Origin of the sequence: Actinokineospora alba (genome assembly GCF_004362515.1) — a bacterium.
GTDB lineage: Bacteria > Actinomycetota > Actinomycetes > Mycobacteriales > Pseudonocardiaceae > Actinokineospora > Actinokineospora alba.
Genome location: NZ_SNXU01000001.1, coordinates 3,134,241 through 3,155,205, shown reverse-complemented (window position 1 = coordinate 3,155,205; position 20,965 = coordinate 3,134,241). Strand labels below are relative to the sequence as shown.

Here is a 20,965-nt window from a genome sequence, read left to right as displayed (position 1 = left end):
ATCGCGTTCGGTCGGCACTCGATGCGGACGACGAGGTTGTCGGGCGCAGCACAGGTGCACGCCAAAGGGGTGGCTTGCACATAGGCCGATGATCGGTATATACCGTTCCTGTGACCGACGCTTTGCGGGAACCCACGTTCCTGATACTCACCGCGCTTGCCGAGGAGCCCCGGCATGGCTACGGGATCCTGCGTGATGTCGAGCAGATCTCCGGGGGGCGGGTGCGGCTGCGGGCGGGCACCCTCTACACCGCGCTCGACCGGCTGACCTCGGACGAGTGGGTGGCCGTCGATCGGGAAGAGGTGGTCGACGGCAGGCTCCGGCGGTACTACCGCCTGACCGACCCGGGGGCGGCCAGGCTGGCGGAGGAGATCGAACGGGTGCGGGCCACTACCCGTGTCGCGCAAACACGTCTGCGTGCACGGCTCATCGGAGGGACGGCGTGAGCGAACTCGAGAAGCGGTACCGGCGGCTACTGGGCCTCTACCCGCGGGACCACCGCGAACAGCACGGCGACGAGATGCTCGGCGTGCTGATCGCCGACGCGGGTGACCGGACATCCCCAGGCCGGCGGGACACCGCCGACCTGCTGTGGGGCGCGTTCCGGTTGCACGTACGGCGTCTGCTCGCGGCCGACGTGCTGGCGATCGTCAGCCTGCTCGGCCCGATCGCGGTCCTGGCGGGTGCGGCCACGAGCCTGCACGAGCTGGCCTGGTGGGTTCAGGCGGGCTCGGTGCCGCCGTTCGATCAGCTCCCCGACGCGCCGGTGTGGTTCGTCTGGCTCGGGGTCGCGATCCTTGCCATGGCAGGGAAACGCAGGGCGGCCGCGATCGGCGCCTGGGTGGCCACCGCCGGGCTGATCGTGATCCTCCAGCTGCCGTTCGCGGGCTGGCAGTGGTTCACGGATAAAGCGGGCTGGGTGCTGCTCAGCGCGGTCACGGCCTTCGCGCTCTCCATGTCCGACGGGCGCAAGGCCAGGGGCAGGCCCGCGATCCTCACCATGGCCGCGACGGTCCTGGTGATCGTGGGGCTCGGGGTATTCGGCCACCGGAGCGAGATCACCGAGTACGCGGCGCTCGCCGTCCTGTTCGCCGGCGCGGTGCTGGCCGCCGGCATCAGGTCCGCCACCGGATGGCGGGCCGCGCTGGTGCTCTCGGCGCCGGTCGCGACCATGTTGCTCGCGCGGCTCGTGCACGCCGTGCACGACGGGCCGATCAACGACACGGTCTCCACGCTGATCTTCTTCGGCGCACCGCTGGTGTTCCTGGTCGCCATCGGCGGGCTGGTGCGCCTGCCCCGGCGCGCGAGCGTCAACTAGCGCCCGCCCCGATGCCGTCACCGGGCGGGACCTCCAGATCGTCGGACCGCCCGGTGTCGGCGCGGACGGGCACCACGCTGCAGTCGTTGAGCAAGTGCATGACGGTCGTCGGCAACAGCCAGACCGACGGCGCGCTCGTTCAGCTGTTCGGCTGCGGGGCCACCACCCGTCACCCGGTCAGGACTGCGTCCACCGCTGGTCCAAGGGAGCAAAGTCAGCCTGACAAAGGTGGCGGCGAAGGTAGAGGATCCGAAACGGCACCAAGTGCCTCGACGCCGGCGGCGGCAGTTCCGAGCTGACGACCAAAGATCAACTACATGCGCTGATCTCCAGTCTCCTGGTCACGCGAAAGATCCGGGTCAGCAACGCGATCTGGTCCACGGCCCGCCAACGTCAGGCCGTTCAGCCTCTTCGTCCGGCTGCAGGTCGAGGACTGCCGACAGTGTCGGATCCTGGTCCAGGACGTGGCCAAGGCCCACGACGCGATAGTAGGCCGCATCATCTGGGTGGTTGTCTCCGCACAAGGCACACCAGGAGCCGTCCGGCCGAGTCACATAGAGCACCGGCCGGGAGCCGGCGAACACATGAGTGCACACATAAGACTTGGTCTCGTAGGCAAGCCCTGGCGTCAGCTCACTCATATCGTCCCTCGGTGCCACTGTGGCGGCAAAGGCATGCGCCCCGTCCCAAACCACTCTACGGGTGTCAATGGGCCCTTGCCTCGGTTGCACGTGCGGCAGATGCCATCGATATTGTCGATGTCCCGCCCACCACCCTGCGAGTGTGGCGTCCGGTGATCGAACTCCCTGGAGTTCGGCGACCCTGCCTTGGTCGTCATCGGCCGGCCGCAGTACCCGCACGTCATATTGCCGTTGCTGTCCGTGGCATTGGCGTCGGCCTCATCCCGGGTGGCCTTGGTTGGTCTCCGGCATGTGTTGTGGACGAGTAGGTCCTGCTCGCCGACGTGGTAGGTATGGATCCCCTCCACCGACAGGTTGTAGGCGGGCGCCTCGTGCGCGGTGTCCTGCTGGAGGCCGGACACCGTGACTTCACGACCGTCAGCGGCAAGGGCCAGCTCACCGGACTCGAGTTCGTCGGCACGCTCGAACTTCCGATCCGTGACCGACCAGAACGGGTGGTCTTCGGTGGTGGTGATGACCTCGCCGTCGACGAGCAGGTCGATGACGGTGTCGTCATGCACGAAGACGTGCTCTACCGTCCTCGCTTCTTGCGCGCCGGTTTCTGGGTCGGTGGCGAAGACCATGTCCCCAACCGCGACGTCCTGAATGGGCTTACGTGAACCGTCTGCCATCAGGACAAGCGTGGTGCCGGCGAACGAACAGCTCTGGGCCGCCGTGTTCGGGCCCGGAGACGAGGAGTCGGGCTTCGGTGCGCCCGCCTTTGTCGGGGGATTCGGGGCGGCTTTGCCTGCGTCCACGGCCTTGTCGGTTGCTTTGGCCGTGTCGGAGGCGGCGTCGGCGGCGTTGGCGGCTTTGTTGGCCAATTTGGCGGCGGTGGCGACGTTGCCCGCGCCCGGGATCGCCCCCGCCAGGGACAGGGCGGCGTTGGTCTTGTCGCCTTCGGCGAGGTACCAGCCCGCGTTGGCCACGTCCGCCGCTTCGCCGACCACCGGAACCATGCCCGCCACGTCCAGCGCGGTGTGGCCGACGTTCTTCAGGGTTTCCTTCGACGGCATCTTGATCTTCGGCATCTTGGGCATGCCGAGTCTGCCGTCCGGGTCGACCAGCTCGAGTGGGTCGTTGTGGACGTAGGTGTAGGCGGCGAGGTTGCGGGGTTCGTGGATGCCGCCGGAGCCCGCGTCGCTGTCGAAATAGTCGGGCAGGGCGGGATCAGGACTGGCCCAGAGTTGGGTTCTGGGGTTGTAGTAGCGGGCCCCGTGGTAATTGAGCCCGGTTTCCTCGTCTTGTTCTTTCCCGGTGAATTTGTAGGGGACGGGTGCGCCGGTGGCGCCATCGACCTGTTCTTCGACCCAGGTCTCGCCGAAGGGGAAGTATTCGAGGTGTTCGGTGAGTCGGCCCTGGCTGTCGGTGAGGTAGCCCGCGGAACCGATGTGGTCCGCGTGGAAGTAGTGCTGGTCGGACTCCACCGCACCGCTGGTGTCGACGGTTTTGGTGGTGAGGCGGTTGTCGCCGACGAAGATGTGCTTGTACCCGATTCCGTCGCGTTCGCTGTAGTTGTTGTTCGGGTAGATCGTGGTTTCGTCGCCCTGCTTGACGACCCGGTCGCCCTTCGCGTCGTACAGGTACTTCACCGTCGCGTTCGCGCACCCGGTCGGGTCCTGCGTGACTGTCGCGGTGGCGTGGTCGTCGTTGCAGGCGAGTCGGTTGTCCTCGTCCCACACGTACTGGCGCCGCTTCGCCGGGGCCGTCGCGGTGTTGACGGTGTCGGTCAGGTTGCCGTTCGCGTCATACCCATGGGTGATCGGCCCCACCTGGCTCGGCGCGTGCGGCTTGCCGGAGTCGTAGGTGTAGGGATAGGTGTAGCTGGTCTTGTCCTGCACCTCGGTCGGGTTCGACGGGTCCTCGACCGGCTCGATCGGGCCCAGCGGCCTGCCCTGGTCGTAGGACGACAGGGTGAACTGCGACTGGCTGCCGGCGATGGTGTGCGTCTGCACCTTCGACGTGGCGTTGTGGATCGAGTCGTATCCCATCGCCAGCGTGTACCGGTTCGGCTTGTTGTCGCTGCCGACGTACTCACCACTCGCCGAGGTGAGTCGGTAGAGCTCGTCGTAGCCGAAGGTCTGGGTGCTCGGGCCGCCGATGGCGCCCGCTGGAGCCGCGTTGGTCAGCTTGGTGATGTTGCCGGTCTTGTCGCGGGTGTAGCTGAGGTCCTGGAAGCTGGTTCCGTCGGCCAGCTTGGACTTCAGCGTGGCGAGCTGCCGGTCGGCCGGGTCGTAGGTGTAGGTCGTGCGGACGCCGGTCCCGGTCTCCTGCAGCAGCCGCTGTCCGAACTTGTCGTAGTCCAGTCGAGCCACATAGGGGTAGCTGGTGCCGTTCTTCACACCGGTGGCCTTGTTGATCAGGCCCGCGCTGTCATAGTCGTAGGTCAGGACCTCGTTGTCCGGGTAGGTCAGTTGCAGCACCCGGTTGAACGAGTCGTAGGTCCACCGAGTGGTGAACGACTTGGCGGCCTGCTCGGGCAGGGACACCGTGCGGGTCTCGCGGGTGAGCTCACCCAGCGCGCCGTAGCCGCGGGTGACCGTGCCCGCCGCGTCACGCACCTCGGCGATCCGGTCGGCGGTGTTGTCCGCCGCGCCCGGGGCGCCGTAGGTGTAGGACACGTTGTTGGCCGGGAATGTCGGGTACCTCAGGCCCTTCAGCCGGGTGTAGTCGTAGTCGAACTCGACCTGCTTGTCCGCGGCGCGCAGGTTCGCGGTGATCCTGGCGGTGATGTTGTTCGCCAGGTCGTAGCGCGTCTCGGTGCGGCCGTTGTCCGGGCTGTCGATCACGGTCCGCCTGCCGAACCCGTCGTACTCGGCGCGGGTGACGTTGTTCTTGTCGTCGGTCACCGTGGTCAGCTCACCCAGCGGGTTGTAGCCGTAGCTGGTCCACACGACCGGCTGCCCACCCGACGGGTTGAACTCCTTCACCGCCGTGGTCAACTCACGCACATCGGTGTACGTGCGACGCTGCTTGCCTCCTGCGTCGGTGCCGACCTTCTCGAACCGGGTCACCCCGCCGCGGTCGAGACCGAACCCGAACGCGAACTGGGTGGTCGTGTCGTCCGGCAGCACCGTCTTGGTCTTGCGGTCCAACACATCGAACGAGTCCCGGGTCGGCGCGACCGAGTCGAACGCCGGGTTGAACGTGGTGTTCGCCGAGCCCTTCGCCTCGGTCACCGGCTGATAGATCTCCACGATCCGACCCAGGAGGTCGACCTTCGTCCGACCCGAGACGATCATCACCGCCGCCGGGGTCGCCCCCGGGGTGGCCGCGACGGAGGCGTCCTTCTTGGTCTGCACGACCTGCTTCAGGCCGTCCATGAAGGACACCGTGTCGATGGTGTCGGTGCGCAGGCCGCTCGCGGCGCGGTCGGCGTGCCGGGTGACCGCGTACGGCACGACAGCTTCGGGGTGGTACTCCATGTCGATGGTGACCCGGCCGCTGCCGATCTCGTACGGGCCAGTGACGGTCTTCAACCGACCGACCGCGTCGTACGAGCGCAGCACCTGCTGGTTGCTCTGATCGACCGTGCGGTCCGCCAGCCCGTACTTCAGGTTGTGGGTCGAGCTGGAACGGTAGCCGAAACTATCCACAATGGACTCGATGTGGACACCGACGACGGTGTCGTAGCCGTAGTCCAGCTTGTACCGCTGGCCGGTCTTGTTCTCCGGGCCGGTCACCGACTTCAGGTTGCCGTCCGGGTAGTACTCCAGATCCGTCGTGGCACGGACGTCCCCGGTGAGGGACTCCCGCAGTTGGGTCATCAAGCCCGTAGCGCAGTCCACTGTGGACTCTCGATGTCGTAGACGCTCGAACGGGGTCTGCCGGTTCTCCCACACCACGCGTGCCGTGCCGATGATGTTGCGGTCCCGACATGCCGGGTCCGCCGCGGTGTACTCGAAGTGGGCTTCCACGTCGTCGGCGGCGCCTTCGTCGGCGGCGTCGAACGATCGGGTCAGGTTGCCGTACTCGTCGTAGGACATCTCCACGTGAGTGGACTTCTGCGCCGTCGGGTTGCCTTCGAACCAGCGGGTGTCCGTGCGAGTCAACAACGGCACCACGGTCGCCGTGCCGGACGCCGGGGCGGCGTCACCGCCGGTGCCGACATCGCGGAGCTGATAGGTGTTGACCGTTTCCTTGTACGGCTTGCCCGCCCCATCCGTCGTCACCGTGCGGGTCAGCAGACCCTTGGTGTAGTGACCGTCGGTGCGGTACTCGTCGGTCACGGCCCGGTACAGAGCCTCGTTCGCCGCCGGGTCGCGGACCTCGGTGGTGACTTTGCCGAAGCCGAGGAAGTCCCGCTCGGCGCGGTCGTACTTGCCGTTCTCGTACTTGAAGGTGGTCACCGAGGTGTCCGCACCGTCGCCGGCGAGCCCGTCGAACACGGCGACTCGGGACATGGCCCACTGGGAGTCGGGCATGTCGGCGGTGTTGCCCGTGCGGGTGTAGTCGAGGTCGATCTTCGCGCCCATGGGGCGGGACACGGCGCGCAGGAGGTTGGTGCGGCCGGAGTTGTTGGTGGCGACGGTGAGTTGGTTGTCGCGGGTGGATTTGACGTGGTCGGCGAGGCCGTCGCCGTTGATGTCCTGGAGACTGGTCTCCGCGCGGCCGATGCCGATGGAGGCGTTGACGCCGGGGTTGAACACGAACACGCCGACCGGGGTGGGCAGGCCCACGGTGAAGTACACGCCCGCGCCGAGGCTGGCGTTCTTGTCGACGGCGATGTCGGAGAAACTGCCTCGGAACGGGGTGGGGGCGGCGAAGCCGGTTCCGGTGTTGATGGCGACCTTGATCGCGTTGGCGCCGTCGGTGAACACCCGGTCGGTGAGGCCGTCGCCGTTGAGGTCCATCATGCTCACGTTGGTGAACGAGGTGCCGAGCTCGGCGGACACACCGCCCGCGAAGCCGTAGCGGTCGACGTTGAACCCGAGGTTGACGCCGACGTTGCGGCTCGACGCGTCGTTGATCGCTCCGGGCGACCACGGTTCGCGGGGCGCGAAGGAGTAGCCGAGGTTCAGCTGGGCGTCGCCGTTGCCATAGACCTTGTCCGGCAACCCGTCGCCGTTGATGTCCAGCAGTTCGAGGCGGGTGTCGGACTCGCCGCCGCCCAGGCTGCCGCCGATGCCGAGTGAGGGCTGGACCGAGCCGGTGGTGGAGGTGTTGGCGCTGGTGCCCGCGTCGGGGGCGGACATGCCCAGGGCGCTGGCCACGGTGGCCGACTCGCTGCCCGCCGAGAACGACACGTTGCCGGAGACGTTGTCCGTCTCGCGAACGTTGCCCCCCAGCGTGCCGCGCCCGCCGCCGAGTCCACCGGTGGCGTCGGAGAACTGGATTTCCTTGGCGCCGACGACATCGGGGTAGCGGTCGCCGTTGAGGTCGAGGTAGTCGACCGAGCCCGCGGTGATGCCGCCGACCACGGTGCCGCCGAACGGCCCCGCGGCGAGGGTGGCGGACACCTGGCCGGTGACACCGCGCCGCATCACCGCGCGGTCGCCCGCCACGTCGGCGTCGGTGACGACGTCGATGGTGTCCGCGCCAAGGCGGGAACTGGTCGCCAATGTGGGGGTGAACCACGACGACTCGTCCTGGGCGGCCCAGCCGCCCTTCGCGGGGACGGGGGCGAACACGGCGAGTCGGGGCATGCTCAGCCGCGGGTTCGCGGCGAACGGTGCGACGTCGGCTTCCTTGGGTTCCTTGGGCAGCGCGTCCTTGAAGCTCTGGTCCAGCGTCAGTTCGGCCTGCTTGATCGGCTGGGTGGCGCGATCACGGTTGCCTTGGTAGCCGATGACACCCCAGCCGCGATAGGGCTGGGCGAACGCCCCCTGCGCGACCGAGCCGTGCATGGCACTGGGCGCGGCGTGGAACGTCGGCCAGGACGAGGACACGTCGTAGGTGACCGACGCGGACTGCCCGGTGAGCATGCCGAGCAGGCTGGAATCGGTCGTGGAGTAGTCGATGAACAGCTCGTCGCCCGCGGTGGCCTGCACCGTCAGGTCCAGGTTCGGACCGCCGAAGTAGGTGTCCTTGGCCGCGAACACCCGTTTGCCGACCAGTTGGCCGCCGCGCTTCTTCACCGTGAACGCGATCTTGGAGTCGCCGAACAGCCCGAAGTTGAAGGCCAGCTTCGGCCGCACCTTCAGCGGACCGGTCTTGGTGACCTTGTAGGCCTGCTGCGGAGCGGTGAGGGTGTTCGCCGGGTACAGGTCCATGTCGAACGGGGGGTTGATCACCAGGGTCGGCTGTCCCGCGTCGTCGACGAGCCGCTCCACCCCTGGCGCCGCCGTGTAGTGGGCCTTGGGCACCCAGGACAACGCGGACGCGTCGATCGGCGAGTCGGACCGCACCCGCCACGACATCTTCTCGAACATGCTGACCGGGATGCTGAGGTCGATCGCGGTGGTTCCGGTCGACGCGGCGGGCAGGACCTTGGTGTACACCGTCGCGGGGGCGTGGACGCCGTTGCCCTTCGTGATCTCCACGGTCACGTCATCGGAGGTGGCTTTGCTCTTGACCACGTCACCGGTCAGCCGCAGTGTGCCGTTGACCGGCACCGTCACCAGCGACGGCCTGCCACCGAAGGTGAAGTCGCTCGACGCCTTGAAAACCGTGTTCGCCAGCCCGTTCACATCCGCGCCCGCGGCGATATTCGTGTAGGTGATCTGCGGGTCCCACGCCACCGTGTCGTACTTGCCGTCCAAAATGGACTGGGTGCGGAAGTAGAGCGCCTCGCCCTTCGTCACCGGAATCGACGCCACATTGGCGGGCGCGAACTCGATGTGGTCCTCCGGGCCGATGCGCTGCGCCCACAGTTCGGTGTCCTTGTGCTGAATGGTGACCCGCACACCGTCGGCCTTGGTGTAGGCGGCCCGCGCCGGGGACGTGTCCTCGGTCAACCGCACCCGGCCATCGACCCGCACCGTGCCGTTGAACGGCGCGACCCAGCGACGCACGGAGTCCAGCAGCGGCGAGTTGTCCACCTGCTGGTTGACCTGCGCGGTCTGGTCACCGACGATCTGGCCGGTCACCGCACCGCCCCCGACCGGCGCCGGGGTCTGACCGGAGTCCGCGCTGTAGGCCGGCTGGCCGTTGGCGTCGAGGTAGCCGAACAGCACGCCGCCGTTGTTCACCAGGTCGGTGATGCCGTCGCCGTTGACGTCACTGAAGAACCGGTCCGAGGTGGTCGTGGTGCCCACGAAGTCCAACTGGGCCGACGTCGTGAGCACGTAGGCCTCGACACCGATGGTGCCGGACAGCGTGCGCTCGGTCGAGATTCCGGGGAGGCCTGCCAGCTTGACCGGGGTGTCCCCGAATTTCGGCTCACCACCGGGTTTGGCCAGATTGGGCCGGTAGAACACCTCGTTGTTCTTGCGGAACACCTTGTCCGGCAGGTTGTCGCCGTTCACATCCGCCAACGCCACCAAACCGTCGGACTGGCCCGCGTTGAACCCGACCTTCAGCCCGACCGAGCCCTCCTTGGTCGGCAGCCCCTGCACGTTGTAGCCGGCGAACAGGTGCGCGCCGAAGCCGGCGGACGTGCTCGCCGAGATCGCGGACGCCTCGCCTTCGCGGATGTTCACGCCCAGGTCGTCGTCCGGCACCGCCCACTCCTTGGCGGCGGCGAAGGCGTTGTAGTTGCCTTCGGCGTCACGCACGTCGTCGAAGTAGTCGAACGTGTGCGTGTTGAACAACTGGTTGTCCTCGCCGAACTGCGAGACGGACGCGAGCAGCGTCTTGGCGTACGCGCCGGTGCGGTAGTTCAGCTCGTACGCCCGGATCAGCTCGTTGTCCAGTTTCACCTCGACCCGGCGCAGCAGATCCGCCGTCACCTTCTTGAACCCCAACCGGGCGTCGACCTGCACATCACCCCGTCGCGGCTCACCCCGCTCCCGGTCCCGGATGAACGTGACCGAGTACCGGCCCTCGGTGGCGCCGCTGCCGGTGTAGGTGATCTTGGCCGGGTAGAGGTTGCTCCCCGGCACCGCCGAATTCGCCGTACCCCCGTCGGCGACCTTCACATGGTGATAGCGAAGGAAGTTGTCATGCGGGTCGCGCACCTCACGCAGCGCCCACGTGCCGACGTTGCCCGCCCCGTCGGTCAACGTCGCGTCGGCCGCGCCGCCGTAGAACGAGCGGGTGCCGGACTTGTCGGTGACCTCCCACCAGTAGTTCTTCGGGCTGTCGCCGTGCCGGACGATCCGATCGAACTGGCCCTCCACCCGCGTGTGGAACACCTTCTCGCTAGTGCGGGCCTGCAACTCCCCACGGTGCGCCACCGGCGTCAACTGCTCGCCGTTCAGCAGATACGTCTCGGTCTCCAACCCCGAGTGATACCTGGGCACACCCCACCGGGTTTCCAAGGTGATCGCCGGAGTCGAGACGTCCCAGCCGACACCGGTCCAGCCGTTCGCACCCGCGGAGCTGTAGGCGACCGCCAAGGTCGGCTGCAGATCAGCCCGGCCTTTCGGCACCTCGAACGGATACGACAACCGTGCGTCACCGGAATTGTTCGCCGACGGCGGCTCGACCAGGTTCACGTTCGCACCCGGATCAGCGGCCTTGATGTCCTTGATCTGGTTCGGATTGAACGCCGTGCCCTCGGGGTGCTCGGGAGCCTTCACGGCCGACCCCGCGTCACCGGCCGTGCTACTCGCGCCGAACAACTGCGGCACCGCCAGCCCGAACCCAGTCAGGGACACCAGGACGGCCAGCACGACACAGGTGCGGCGAAAACGGACCGGGCCACGATCATCCAGCCGGAGACTCATGTGGAGAAGCCAAGACCCGCGGCGGCCCGCCATCCGCCCGGCAGCGTCCACGACTCCTGTCCACCGCCGCTGACCTGCGGCGATCCAACATCACACAGGACAGTTGGTGGACAACAACTTCGGCGAACCGCCGGCCCCTTACCATCGGATCGGGGTCCGCGGTGACGTCGAGCCGGAGGGTGAGTGGGTACGCGCAAGGGGCAGGGGCGACCCATCAGCAGGCAGCGATGGCCGCAGGCAGGTCCGCACCGGCGATTGCTCGAGCTCTACGAGCACATCCACCAGGACCACGGCTGGCCGTCGCTGCGAGCGATCCTGAACACCGAGGATCACCGCAAGCGCGGAATCCGACTCGGGCTGTCCTCCCCCGAACGAGTCGGTCAGATCCTGCGCGGCGACCGGCTCCCCGCCGATGAACACCAGGCAGGCGAACTGGCCCGAGCGCTCGGTGGTGGGGGCGATGACGCCCAACGCGCCCGAGAGCTCTTCGCCACCGCCTACCGGCAGAAACGCATCGATGGTCCCGGGCACGTGCCGGTGTCGGCACCCGTGGACGATCCGGTGCCCGACTCGTTCGAACCAGCTCCGCTGGACCAGTTGTGCGACAGCCTGGCCACCGCCGTCCAGACCCAGTGGTTCGGCGCCGCCAGAGAGCGGCGCCTGGTCGGCCACGTCAACCTGCCCATCCGGTGGCGTCGAAGCGATCAGCCGGTGACCGGGCGGGTCGAGGAGGCCAGCACCGTCCACGACGACGGCTCGTCCTTCCCGGCTTTGCCCGGTATCACCCAGGTCACCCCGGCGGCGCTGGACCACGGCGACCGCGCCGACCTGCTCACCCTCTACGGCGGACTCGCCTCCGGGCGGCTGATCATCACCGGCGGCCCCGGCGACGGCAAGACGTCGGCGGCCATCCTGTTGCTCCTCGACGCCCTCAAGCACCGTGCCGACCTCGGCCCACGCGAGCGAGCCCGCGTCCCGGTTCCCGTGTTGTTCGGTCTGCAGGACTGGAACCCCGACACGATGACCGCCGCCGACTGGATCACCGCCAAACTCACCGAACTCCAGGTCCTACGCGGCCGCCACAGCCGCCGTGACGCCCGCCTACTGCTCACCCAAGGCCGGATCGCGGTCATCCTCGACGGGCTGGACGACCTCCCCGAAGCCGCCCGTCCCCGCGCGCTGCGAGCTCTCAGCGACCAAGCCACCTTCCGACTCGTCCTACTCAGCCGAACCAACGAGTTGCGGGCCGCCACCGGACACCCCACGATCCTCACCCGTGCCGCCGCCATCGAACTGCGACCACTCACCCAGAGCGACGTCAGCGGCTATCTCCGGCGTTGGCTCCCCGACCCCACGCCACCGCCTTGGGACGGCTTGGTCGCCGCGCTCGACCGGAACCCCGACAGCGCCGCGGCGCAGGCGCTCACCAGCCCGCTCAACCTCACCCTGATCCCCGACACCTACCCCCGCGCCAAGCCCGCCGACGTTGCCGAATTGCTCGATCCCGACCGATTCCCCACCAGCGACGCCATCTCCCGGCACTTCCTCGACCTCGCCATCACCGCCGCCTACACACCGCGGCCGGGACAACCCCTCCCCCCACACACCCCGGACTCCGCTCGCCGCACTCTCAGCGTCATCGCCAGACAGTCGAACAACGATCGGGAGATCGCCTGGTGGCAATTCCCCCGATGGATTCCAGCCACGGCGCGAATCATCCTCGGCGGTCTGTTCGGCTCCCTGGCGGGCTTTCTCGCGTTCGTCCTGATGAGCATGGTCGCCACCAGGTTCGCGGCCGACCCGCTGGTCTGGGTGCACACGGCACTCATCCACACACTCATCCTCTGCGCGCCTATCGGAATCGCGAACGCGCTCGCGTACAACCTGCGGACCAGTCACCCCGAAACACTCGCGACCACACCGATGCGCATCGCGTGGCACCACCTCCTCGGTTTGGCGACCGGAATCGCCGTGGCCGTACTGGAGGGGGTCGCCTTCGGCCAACGGGCGGGTGTCACCAGCCTGTCGACCTCCGGCATCGCATTCGTCCTCACGTACTGGCTCGCCACCGGGCAGCCCGGCGGCACCGCCATGCCCCGCACGCTCAACATCCGTACGTGGCGGCAACTCCGCGCTCCTCGCAGCATCGTCGCGGCACTCACCGCCGGGCTCCTGTTCGGCATCGCGAACACCATCTTCGCCACGCCGCTGTTCCTCCTCCTGCACCCGCAACACGGGCCTGCCCACATCCTCCGATTCGTCCTCTTCACCTTCGCCGCCACGACACTCATCGTCAGCGTCGCCGTCTGGGTCACCGGTGTATTCGCGGACCACACCGCCGACACCTCACCGGTGAACCCGATCCAGGCCTGGCGACAGGACCTCGCCTTCTGGCTCACCATCGGGCTCGTCGCGGGCATCGCCACCGGCCTCAACCCCGGAAACAACTTCCACCTCACGAACGGCGAGCAATTCAACCTCGAAGCAGGCATCGCGCTGGGCGCGGTCATGGGCCTTGTCCTGTCCCGAACGTGGCTCGCCGCCGCCGCGCAAGCCTTTCTGACGCTGAGATATCGCACCCCCGGCAGGCTCATCCACTTCCTCGAGGACGCCCACCGACGGCACATCCTCCGCACGATCGGAGCGCGGTACCAGTTCCGCCACGCCACCCTGCAGGACAACCTCGCGCACCACTGTCCACTTGCGACGCGCGAACAAGCTCCCCCGCCCGCCCTGCCGACGAGGTGAACCGGCGCCTACGCCTGGCAGTCAGCCGCGCGTGCATGGGCTTGCCCGCGAAGCGACCTGACGTCGGCCGGGGGATACGTGGTGACCCTGCTGCGCGACACCTGTTTCGCGGAAGCGCTCGTCTTGGGCCTGCTCTTACCCAAGCAGGCGTCAACGTTCGATTCGAGGCTGCCGTTCGCTGAACACGCCTCCAAGATTTCGCGCCGGGCGCCGTCGCGTTCAAGGACTTGCGCTCGCGCGGTCGCGGCGATATTCGCGGATACGGGGTCGGCATCGCTCCTGGAATACCCAGGCGACGCTGTCGGGCTATCGACCCCAGGTACAGCCCGCTCCGCGGTGGCCACGCTGCCGGCGATCAGGTCGGGCCGTGCGCCCAAAGGATCGACCTGATAGACGGCCAACCGAAGGCCCGCATCGATGTCGATCAGCGAGGTCCGCCGCGCGACGACGTGGTGCGCGGCGAGATCGGCGCCGATGATTTTCGCCGCGGTCGTCGGCAGACGCGCCGCGTCGGCGGGACGCAGCGCGACTTCGTCGGCATCGAGGTCCAACCCGTATCGCCTGGCTGCACCAGCCATGTATGTGCGCAAGCGAGTGGACTCGACGTAAACGAACAGTCGATCGGCCTCACCGGGATAGGCAGCAAGCCGGTAGAGGTCTTTGAGCACCTCACCGAGCGCCATCGTCCAAGCTGCGTTCTGTTCATTGGGCTCCCGCGGGAACTTGAACTCGATCAAAGCTGCTGGTGGTCGACCACCCGCGACAAGATCGATACGAGCCCCTGGGAGAGCCGGGTGGGGCCACTCGACCCGTAGTCCCCCGGGATCCTCGCCGCCCCCACCAACGCCCGCGCCGCTGCGAACCGAACCGAATCCTCGGTAAGCAGGTGAGCGAGACCGTGGTCCCGATGCACACGCAGCTCAGCTCCCACGGAGAGCCAAATGTCTTCGCGCAGCCACACGTCCACTCCATGACAGTAGCGATGAATCCCCAGTGCTGGGCTCCGCCGCAGGTGCGGATGCACGTCACATGCTGAGCAGACATGGGCCGATGTGATCGCCCATGTGCTGCTCGCTCATGAACGTGCGCCCCAATCACGAAGCCGGAGGAACGCCCGCCATGCTGCCTTGGTCGGGTAAACCTGACACGAAGGACCACCACGGCCATAGCGAAGCGTGGCGTGATGACTCACCCTCCCAGGGATCGGCGCCGCGGCCGGGCAGGTCGCGTGGATCCCGCGTCGCGCCGGTGAGCGCGGCGCGCTCGACGCCGGTGCCGTGCCGACGCTGCTGCCCGGTGGCCGCCTGGTCACCGACATCTCCGCCCGTGTGGACGTCGAGCAGGCGTGGGGCCTCAAGCCCGGCTCGCTGCCCGCCGCCCCCGGCCGCGTCACCGACGGCATCCTCGCCGCCGCCGCGGACGGCCGCCTCGACGGTCTCGTCGTCGGCGGTGTCGACCCGTTCGACCTGGCCGACCCGACACTCACCGAGCGGGCACTGACCGCCGCCGGATTCGTCGTCAGCCTGAAACTTCGGCAGTTCGAGGCGCTACTGGCCGCCTGCGACTCCACCAACCCCTTCGAGTTCGCCCTTGTCGCCATGCTCGGCCTACGCGGGCTGCGGATCTTCGAGGCCTGCGGCTCCAACGTGACCGACGTCGGCGGGGAACACTCACGCCCGGGCCTCCCTCAGAAGCCTCGCCAGAAATTCTGGCGAGCCTTCTTCGCTTCACCTGGTTTCAGATTCAGCCAGACGCCCGCCAACGCGTAACAGCTCGCTGACAGAGGGCGAATGCGAAAGATCCGAAGTCATCCCCGACCCTCTCCATGCTCTCGCGATCCACAACCCCGGGATTCCAAACGAGGACGGGGCACTCGCCTTCCTGATCCACGCGAGAGGAATCGAACACGACCAGGCCACCCATTCCATCGAACATCACAACGATCAAATCGGATGGCATTCCATATTGGCTGCGAGCATCCAGAGTTTCCGCTACGGAACCCAACAATTCCACGCCCATTGCGGGCGTCTGATATACGCCGAGGAATTCTTCGCCAGCGATATCCCAGGTCCCGAACTCTTCGACCAGGCGCCGGTACGAGGGAGGGAAAGCCGCGCCCAGAGCACTCTCGGCGGCGGCTATCATCCCTGCTTCACAGCCGTCGGCATGGTTCGCGATGTCATCGTTCCCGCGAACCAGCTCAATCAGTCGCTCACTCGCCTCGACGGCGTTCGTCATCCACCAAATCCTGCCGCTCGGTCCTTCCAGTACTGGGACTTCCAGGCGTTGAAGGCATCTCGATCGATCCCGCCGGGGATCTTGGTGCCTGCCTTCCAGTGCCGAACGGAGCCGCTCGATCTCCGCGGCAATCGGTCGGACCCGCAGGCCGAGCGCCCGGAGCCGCCTCAGAGTCCAGGATTCGCACGTGCACCTCATGGCCGCGCTCACGAGACAGCCGTTGCCCATCACGGCGAACCTCGTCCAGGAGTCAAGAAACCGCTGCATGGATTCCCACCGAAGTTGCCGGTCAGTTCGCTAAGGTGGGGAGCGCCGGGTTGCCCAGTAGCGGTCGTGCGATGGCCACATGCTCCTGTTCACCCCCAGGAACTGAGCGCTCAACGCTCAACACTCAACCTGCTGGCCCTGTCCCACGCGCTCCGAACGTGGACAACGCGGCAATCCGCCGGGAACTGAACCTCACCCAGCGGTACCACTGGTCTAGCAGCACGTGCGTCCTCCGCCTGCGCGCGTTGAAACGACGTGGAACCCCTGACACATGAGCCGGATCAACATCGAACGCAGCCAGGCACGATCGCGTTCGCGATTCCTGCTGATCACCAGCGCTACAGGTACACAGGTGTCATGAGTGGCGGAGATGCCTCACTGAGGCTGCGATCCGCAGTGCCTTCTCGGCGCCTATTGAAGAGAGACCACCATTCGACGGCTACTTACCGAGAGTTCAATCGCTCCAGAAACAAAAAGGCCGTATCGTACTCTCTGCGCAGACTCGGACTATTGGAATACGAGACCCGGATAAGATCTAAACCACCGGGCACGTCTCCCATAGATACAGCCAAGGCTGCACCAATTACTGCACGATTTCCGGCGCTATATCCCAGGACTGATGCCGCCTTGTTAATACCCTCCCGGCATATCTCAAGCAGGCCGCCGGTCGATGCCGCCTCGTCCAGGAACGGAATAACGGAACCTTCAATAGTTCGGACAATTTTAGATTCCATAGCCTTGACGGTCGCCATATCATGAAATAGCCAAGGGCTTACTCGCTCACGAGAGAGTGATTCCAGCGGCATAAAGATGCGGCACGAGTCTTTCGGATTGGGATCCGAGGGGAGCATCTCTTTGTAAGTATCCACTATGCCTTTAGCGAAAACTTCCACACCGAGAATCAGATGAGCACTATTGCGAGCGTACTTCGGATGAACAAATAGGCCGAAGTTGACTTTCTGTTCAATATCGTCGACAATTCGCCGAAATGACATTGAACTACCCGAGAAATCCCTTGCCTTTAAGCTGTCGGCAGGGCAAGCCTGTACGACGGGTTTCACCATATTCAGATAGTCGCTTTTAGATAGCGTCCTCAAGGAACCTCACCTCACCTCACTATGGGGTAATAGCGTCGAAGACGCCCACGATATTAATGCCCCTTGATTGCCCCACGCCGACTGGAATATTTCCTTTCGCGACCCACTCATCAAACTCTCGTTGCGCAGCATTCCGAGAGGCGCCTCCGGATTTTACCTCAATCCCAAGGTAGTTGCCACCACCGAGGTCGATCGCCCCATCGTAGTACCTAGCCTGCCCTCCATTACCGCGCACTGCGATGGCTTGCCTCACCACCGTATGACCTTCAGTCTCCAGGTGGTCCCACACATTCGCCTCGGCGGAAGCGCCAACCCGCCGTTTTGCATTTCCTTCCGCGTCGGGAGACGGTGCCCGTAAATGATGGGCTGTTTGGTGCCGTCACCGTTCCCGGTTACATGTTCGTGCTCCGTCTGCTCGTCTTCAACCGAGTCGCAAATGCCGTCGCTGTCGAGCGAGCAGCCGACGCCGTGGTGTTCTCCGCTTCCCGCGTATTGGCATCCGTCGCAGAACAGGCCGGTGGGGTCGCTGAAGGTGGTGGGGTTGTTGTTGGCGTAGGCGTATCCGGTCCAGGATTGGGGGTTGGCCATGTCGAGGATGGGGTCGACAGAGACGAAGGCGCCGAGGGTGGGGTCGTAGTTGCGGGCGCCGATGTCGGTGAGGCCGGTGGTGGTGTTGGTGGGTTTGTCGAGGAACCCGTGTGTGTCGGGCCACGGGGTGGCGCTCTCGGAGCCGTGTGGGTTGCCGTAGGGGTCCTGGGTGCGTCGGGTGACGGCGTAGTTGTTGGAGGCGACGGCGACCTGGTTGGTGCCGTGCATGTCGGCTTTGAGGTAGGTCGGGTTTTCGCCGGTGTTGCGGACGGCGACCGTGGTGCCGTTGTGGGTGTAGTAGCGGGTGCCGGTGACCGCACCGTTGGTGGTGTTGCGGGTGATTTCCTGGCCGGGCAGGTACAGAGTGGTCTTGCCCGGTTCGGTGCGGATCAGCTGGTTGCCGTCGGCGTCGTAGATGTAGCTGGAGTCGTTCGTGGGGGTGGTGTTTGCGAGGTCGACGTTGACGAGGCGACCGGTCTTGTCCCAGGTGAGGTCCTGGGTACCGGCGGGCAGGACACGCTTGTCGGTGTTGCCCGCGTCGTCGTAGTGGTAGCTGGCCGACGTGTTGCCCGACGGGCCGGTGGTGGTGGTCGAGGTGACCCCGTGGGGTTGTTCCGCAGTGGGCGCGGGGTAGTTGTACTCGGTGGTGGTGTTGCCGGTCAGGCCGCCGGGGATCTGGTGCTGGGTTTGCTTGGTGCGGGAGCCGACCTTGTTGAACTCCCAGGACGTCCAGTACGGGGTGACACCACCACCGACCGTGCCCGCACCCGGTGTGGCGGAACAGGTGTCCTGGGTGGCGGAGGTCCATGCCACGGTGAGGCGGTTCAACCCGTCGTAGGCGAAGCACTCGGTGCGTTTGACGCCGCCGAAGTTGGGGTGGCCTTGGGTGTTGTAGGCCTTGGTGAGGTTGCCGGCCGGGTCGTGGGTGTAGCGGACGTCGTCGATCTGTGGGACCGCCTTGACCGCCGTCATGGTGATCTGGTTGACCCGGTGGGTGTGGGTGTCGCGGTCGAAGGTCAAAGCGACCTGGTCGAGACCGCCCAGCGCGTAGCGCAGCGGCTCACCGGCGGAGCTGTAGGTAGAGGCGGCGACGATGGTGTTCACGCCACGGGTGGATTGCGGTTGGCCGAAACGGTCGTAGGTGAACTGGATGTTTTCCGCCGGTAGGCCGCCGGCATGCGCCAGCGTGACGTAGGTCGGCAGGCCCGTGCTCGTGTACCCGAGTTGCGTCTTATAGGTGCCGGCCAAACCCTCCTGACCGGTGGGAATCCTGACGATCTGGTCGAACGGGAGACCCCGGCTGTTGTAGCCGCTCGTCTCGACGGTGTAGTCACCGGCCGGGGTGTGGCGCGTGCTCGAGTGCAGCTTGCCGACACCGTTGGCCGCGGTGTCGTAAGCCCAGGTCGCCAGCTTCTCCCCGCTGCCCGGGGCACCGTCCCAGCTCGTGGTCTTGCGGCCCAGGTCGTCGTACACGTAGGACAAGGTCTGGTTGAGAGCGTCGGTGGTCGAGGTGACTTGCCCGGCGATGTTGTAGGTCGTGGAGGAGCGGCCCGAGTCTGGGTCGACGCGCGCGGTCTGGCGGCCGAGGAAGTCGTACTCGAAGCCCCACTTGGTGCCGAGGGCGTCAGTCAGCTCGACCAGTTGGCCCTTGGGGTTGTAGCTGTACCGGGTCGATTGCGGGTTGCCGCCGGATACCACCTCACCGTTCACCGTGGGCGCCGTGGCGTACTGAACCAGTTCGGTGGTGCGACCACGGGCGTCGGAGATCACCGTGGATGCGACGCCGCCCTGCGGGGGGATGGTGGTGACCCGGTCACCGCCGTAGAAGGTCTTCGTGTCGCGGCATTTTACCGTTGGTTACCGTAGCGCCCGCAGCCGCGATCGCCGCAGCACCGAACCAGAGGGACTGCCATGAGCTTGTTCGACATGTTGAAGGAGAAGGCGACTGAATTGCTGGGCGGTGCCACCGACAAGGTCACTGAGATGACCGGATTCGAATCGCCCGCCGAAGGCATCGAGCAGGCTGTCGGCGGGGCCGCCGAAGCAGGCCAGGACGTGGTCGACTCGGCGACCGGTGCAATCAGCGACGCGTCCGGCGCCGTCACCGACGCGACGGGCTCGATCACCGACTCCTTTACTGACAACAAGTAGAACTGGACCGGCGTACGTCTCCCGCCCGCAGGTCCAGTTCTGGTCGTCGTTGTCAGCGAAGGTCGTCCATGGCAGCCATGCGGAACCCTCCGTCTCAATGAACGGAAGATCCCACAGACCCGCCTCGGCTGGCGCGGTGGGTGTCCATCGTCGGCCAGCGAGCCCAGCCAGCGCGCGCATCCACGACCTCAACCGGCGCCGATCCCAACTCAGCCGCGTCCGAAACCCACGAGATCAAACAGCACCTACCGCCCCCGTGCCGCGCCGAACGACCTGCACCGGGCCACGGCCCCTTTCCGGCGTATTCGGTTCCCACCCCCGGTGCCTCACAGCCTGGGGTGCCACCACCGAGCGAGCCCAGCAGCTAAATCAGTGACCAACGGTCAGTTTCAAACCGTGTCCATAACCGAGCCAGTCGCCGTCGATGCTGGGAAAGCGTCCGTGGAGCCGGCCTTGGACCTGGCCGGCCAGATCCAGGCCGGTAGGGATGACGTGTCGAGGAGCATCGGGCGGGCGGGCGAACAGGTCGTCCAGCCGGACCCAGATGCTGGTGAGCACCAGCCTTCGGCCGTGAAGCTCGTCGCCTTCCGAGCTGGTAAGCGGGCTATTGATCACGTCGACCACCTGCAAACGATGATGTTGTCCGCGCTCGATGGAATCAGCCGCCAGCAGTGAGCAGCTCAGCGGCAGCGCAGGCCGGGCAGTTGATGTGGACCTCGCCGTCATGCACGACCGCCCGACACTCGAATGAAGCGAGCGTGTGCAGGCCGAGCTTGGGCCTGGCCGGCAGGAGGGCTTTGGGCCTGCCGAAACCGTCGCGCCTGTATGCCAGCTTGCCGTCCGGTGGGGCAGGTCGGGGTAGCTGCAGGTCCATGACCGACCAAGTTCGGTGCACCACTGTCCACTTGGGACGCACAAACAAGATCGCCCGCCGGTCCTGTTCACACAGGTCGGCGGGCGAAATTGAAAGAGATTCACTTGTGGAGCTGAGGGGACTCGAACCCCTGACCCTCACACTGCCAGTGTGATGCGCTACCAGCTGCGCCACAGCCCCAGGTCAGTCACGTTCGGGAGGGGGCTCCCTGGCGTGTGTGAACAGATTACCCCACA

Annotated in this window: 10 protein-coding genes, 1 tRNA gene and 1 pseudogene; 5 read left to right on the top strand and 7 right to left on the bottom strand. The window is 66.3% G+C overall.

Annotated elements, in window-relative coordinates; all coding sequences use genetic code 11:
* The first annotated feature begins 110 nt into the window (after nt 1-110).
* Together C8E96_RS14600 and C8E96_RS14595 are read left to right on the top strand one after the other, a co-directional pair.
* On the top strand, nt 111-446 hold the full coding sequence (locus C8E96_RS14600) for a PadR family transcriptional regulator (RefSeq protein WP_228769826.1): 336 nt from the start codon (nt 111-113) through the stop codon (nt 444-446).
* Nucleotides 443-1,318: a hypothetical protein gene (locus C8E96_RS14595; RefSeq protein ID WP_091373526.1), complete on the top strand. Its 876-nt coding sequence runs from the start codon at nt 443-445 to the stop codon at nt 1,316-1,318. The genes C8E96_RS14600 and C8E96_RS14595 overlap by 4 nt, the downstream gene beginning before the upstream one ends.
* Before the next feature lie 637 nt (nt 1,319-1,955).
* Here the strand turns inward: C8E96_RS14595 and C8E96_RS14590 are convergent.
* Nucleotides 1,956-10,766 carry a SpvB/TcaC N-terminal domain-containing protein gene (locus C8E96_RS14590; RefSeq protein WP_091373522.1) on the bottom strand — a complete coding sequence of 2,937 codons (8,811 nt, stop codon included), beginning with the start codon at nt 10,764-10,766 and terminating at the stop codon, nt 1,956-1,958.
* 183 nt (nt 10,767-10,949) lie between these two features.
* Between C8E96_RS14590 and C8E96_RS14585 the strand changes: the two genes are divergently transcribed.
* A complete protein-coding gene (locus C8E96_RS14585; protein ID WP_091373519.1) occupies nt 10,950-13,514 on the top strand; it encodes an NACHT domain-containing protein in 2,565 nt (854 codons plus the stop codon).
* A gap of 8 nt (nt 13,515-13,522) precedes the next feature.
* Here C8E96_RS14585 and C8E96_RS14580 read toward each other — a convergent pair whose 3' ends face one another.
* Nucleotides 13,523-14,251 carry a hypothetical protein gene (locus tag C8E96_RS14580; RefSeq protein ID WP_091373515.1) on the bottom strand — a complete coding sequence of 243 codons (729 nt, stop codon included), beginning with the start codon at nt 14,249-14,251 and terminating at the stop codon, nt 13,523-13,525.
* 483 nt (nt 14,252-14,734) lie between these two features.
* On the opposite strand from C8E96_RS14580, the pseudogene C8E96_RS14575 reads away from it, so the two are divergent.
* Nucleotides 14,735-15,052: pseudogene (locus C8E96_RS14575) on the top strand (NADH-quinone oxidoreductase subunit G); the annotation flags it as partial.
* Nucleotides 15,053-15,257: 205 nt separating this feature from the next.
* Here C8E96_RS14575 and C8E96_RS33275 read toward each other — a convergent pair.
* From C8E96_RS33275 to C8E96_RS14560, 3 genes are all read right to left on the bottom strand, one after another.
* Nucleotides 15,258-15,752: an SMI1/KNR4 family protein gene (locus C8E96_RS33275; RefSeq protein ID WP_166657995.1), complete on the bottom strand. Its 495-nt coding sequence runs from the start codon at nt 15,750-15,752 to the stop codon at nt 15,258-15,260.
* A 710-nt stretch (nt 15,753-16,462) separates the two neighbouring features.
* Nucleotides 16,463-17,083 (bottom strand): hypothetical protein, encoded by a 621-nt coding sequence (locus C8E96_RS14565; protein ID WP_133794463.1) that lies wholly within the window; start codon nt 17,081-17,083, stop codon nt 16,463-16,465.
* A 282-nt stretch (nt 17,084-17,365) separates the two neighbouring features.
* Nucleotides 17,366-19,474 carry an RHS repeat-associated core domain-containing protein gene (locus C8E96_RS14560; RefSeq protein WP_091373507.1) on the bottom strand — a complete coding sequence of 703 codons (2,109 nt, stop codon included), beginning with the start codon at nt 19,472-19,474 and terminating at the stop codon, nt 17,366-17,368.
* A gap of 141 nt (nt 19,475-19,615) precedes the next feature.
* Here C8E96_RS14560 and C8E96_RS14555 point away from each other — a divergent pair, with 141 nt between their 5' ends.
* Nucleotides 19,616-19,855 (top strand): hypothetical protein, encoded by a 240-nt coding sequence (locus C8E96_RS14555; RefSeq protein WP_091373503.1) that lies wholly within the window; start codon nt 19,616-19,618, stop codon nt 19,853-19,855.
* A 369-nt stretch (nt 19,856-20,224) separates the two neighbouring features.
* Here C8E96_RS14555 and C8E96_RS14550 read toward each other — a convergent pair whose 3' ends face one another.
* Both C8E96_RS14550 and C8E96_RS14545 read right to left on the bottom strand, forming a co-directional pair.
* Nucleotides 20,225-20,479, bottom strand: a complete 255-nt coding sequence (locus C8E96_RS14550; RefSeq protein ID WP_133794461.1) for a hypothetical protein — start codon at nt 20,477-20,479, stop codon at nt 20,225-20,227.
* A gap of 357 nt (nt 20,480-20,836) precedes the next feature.
* Nucleotides 20,837-20,909: transfer RNA gene (locus C8E96_RS14545), tRNA-Ala, on the bottom strand.
* Between the last annotated feature and the right edge of the window lie 56 nt (nt 20,910-20,965).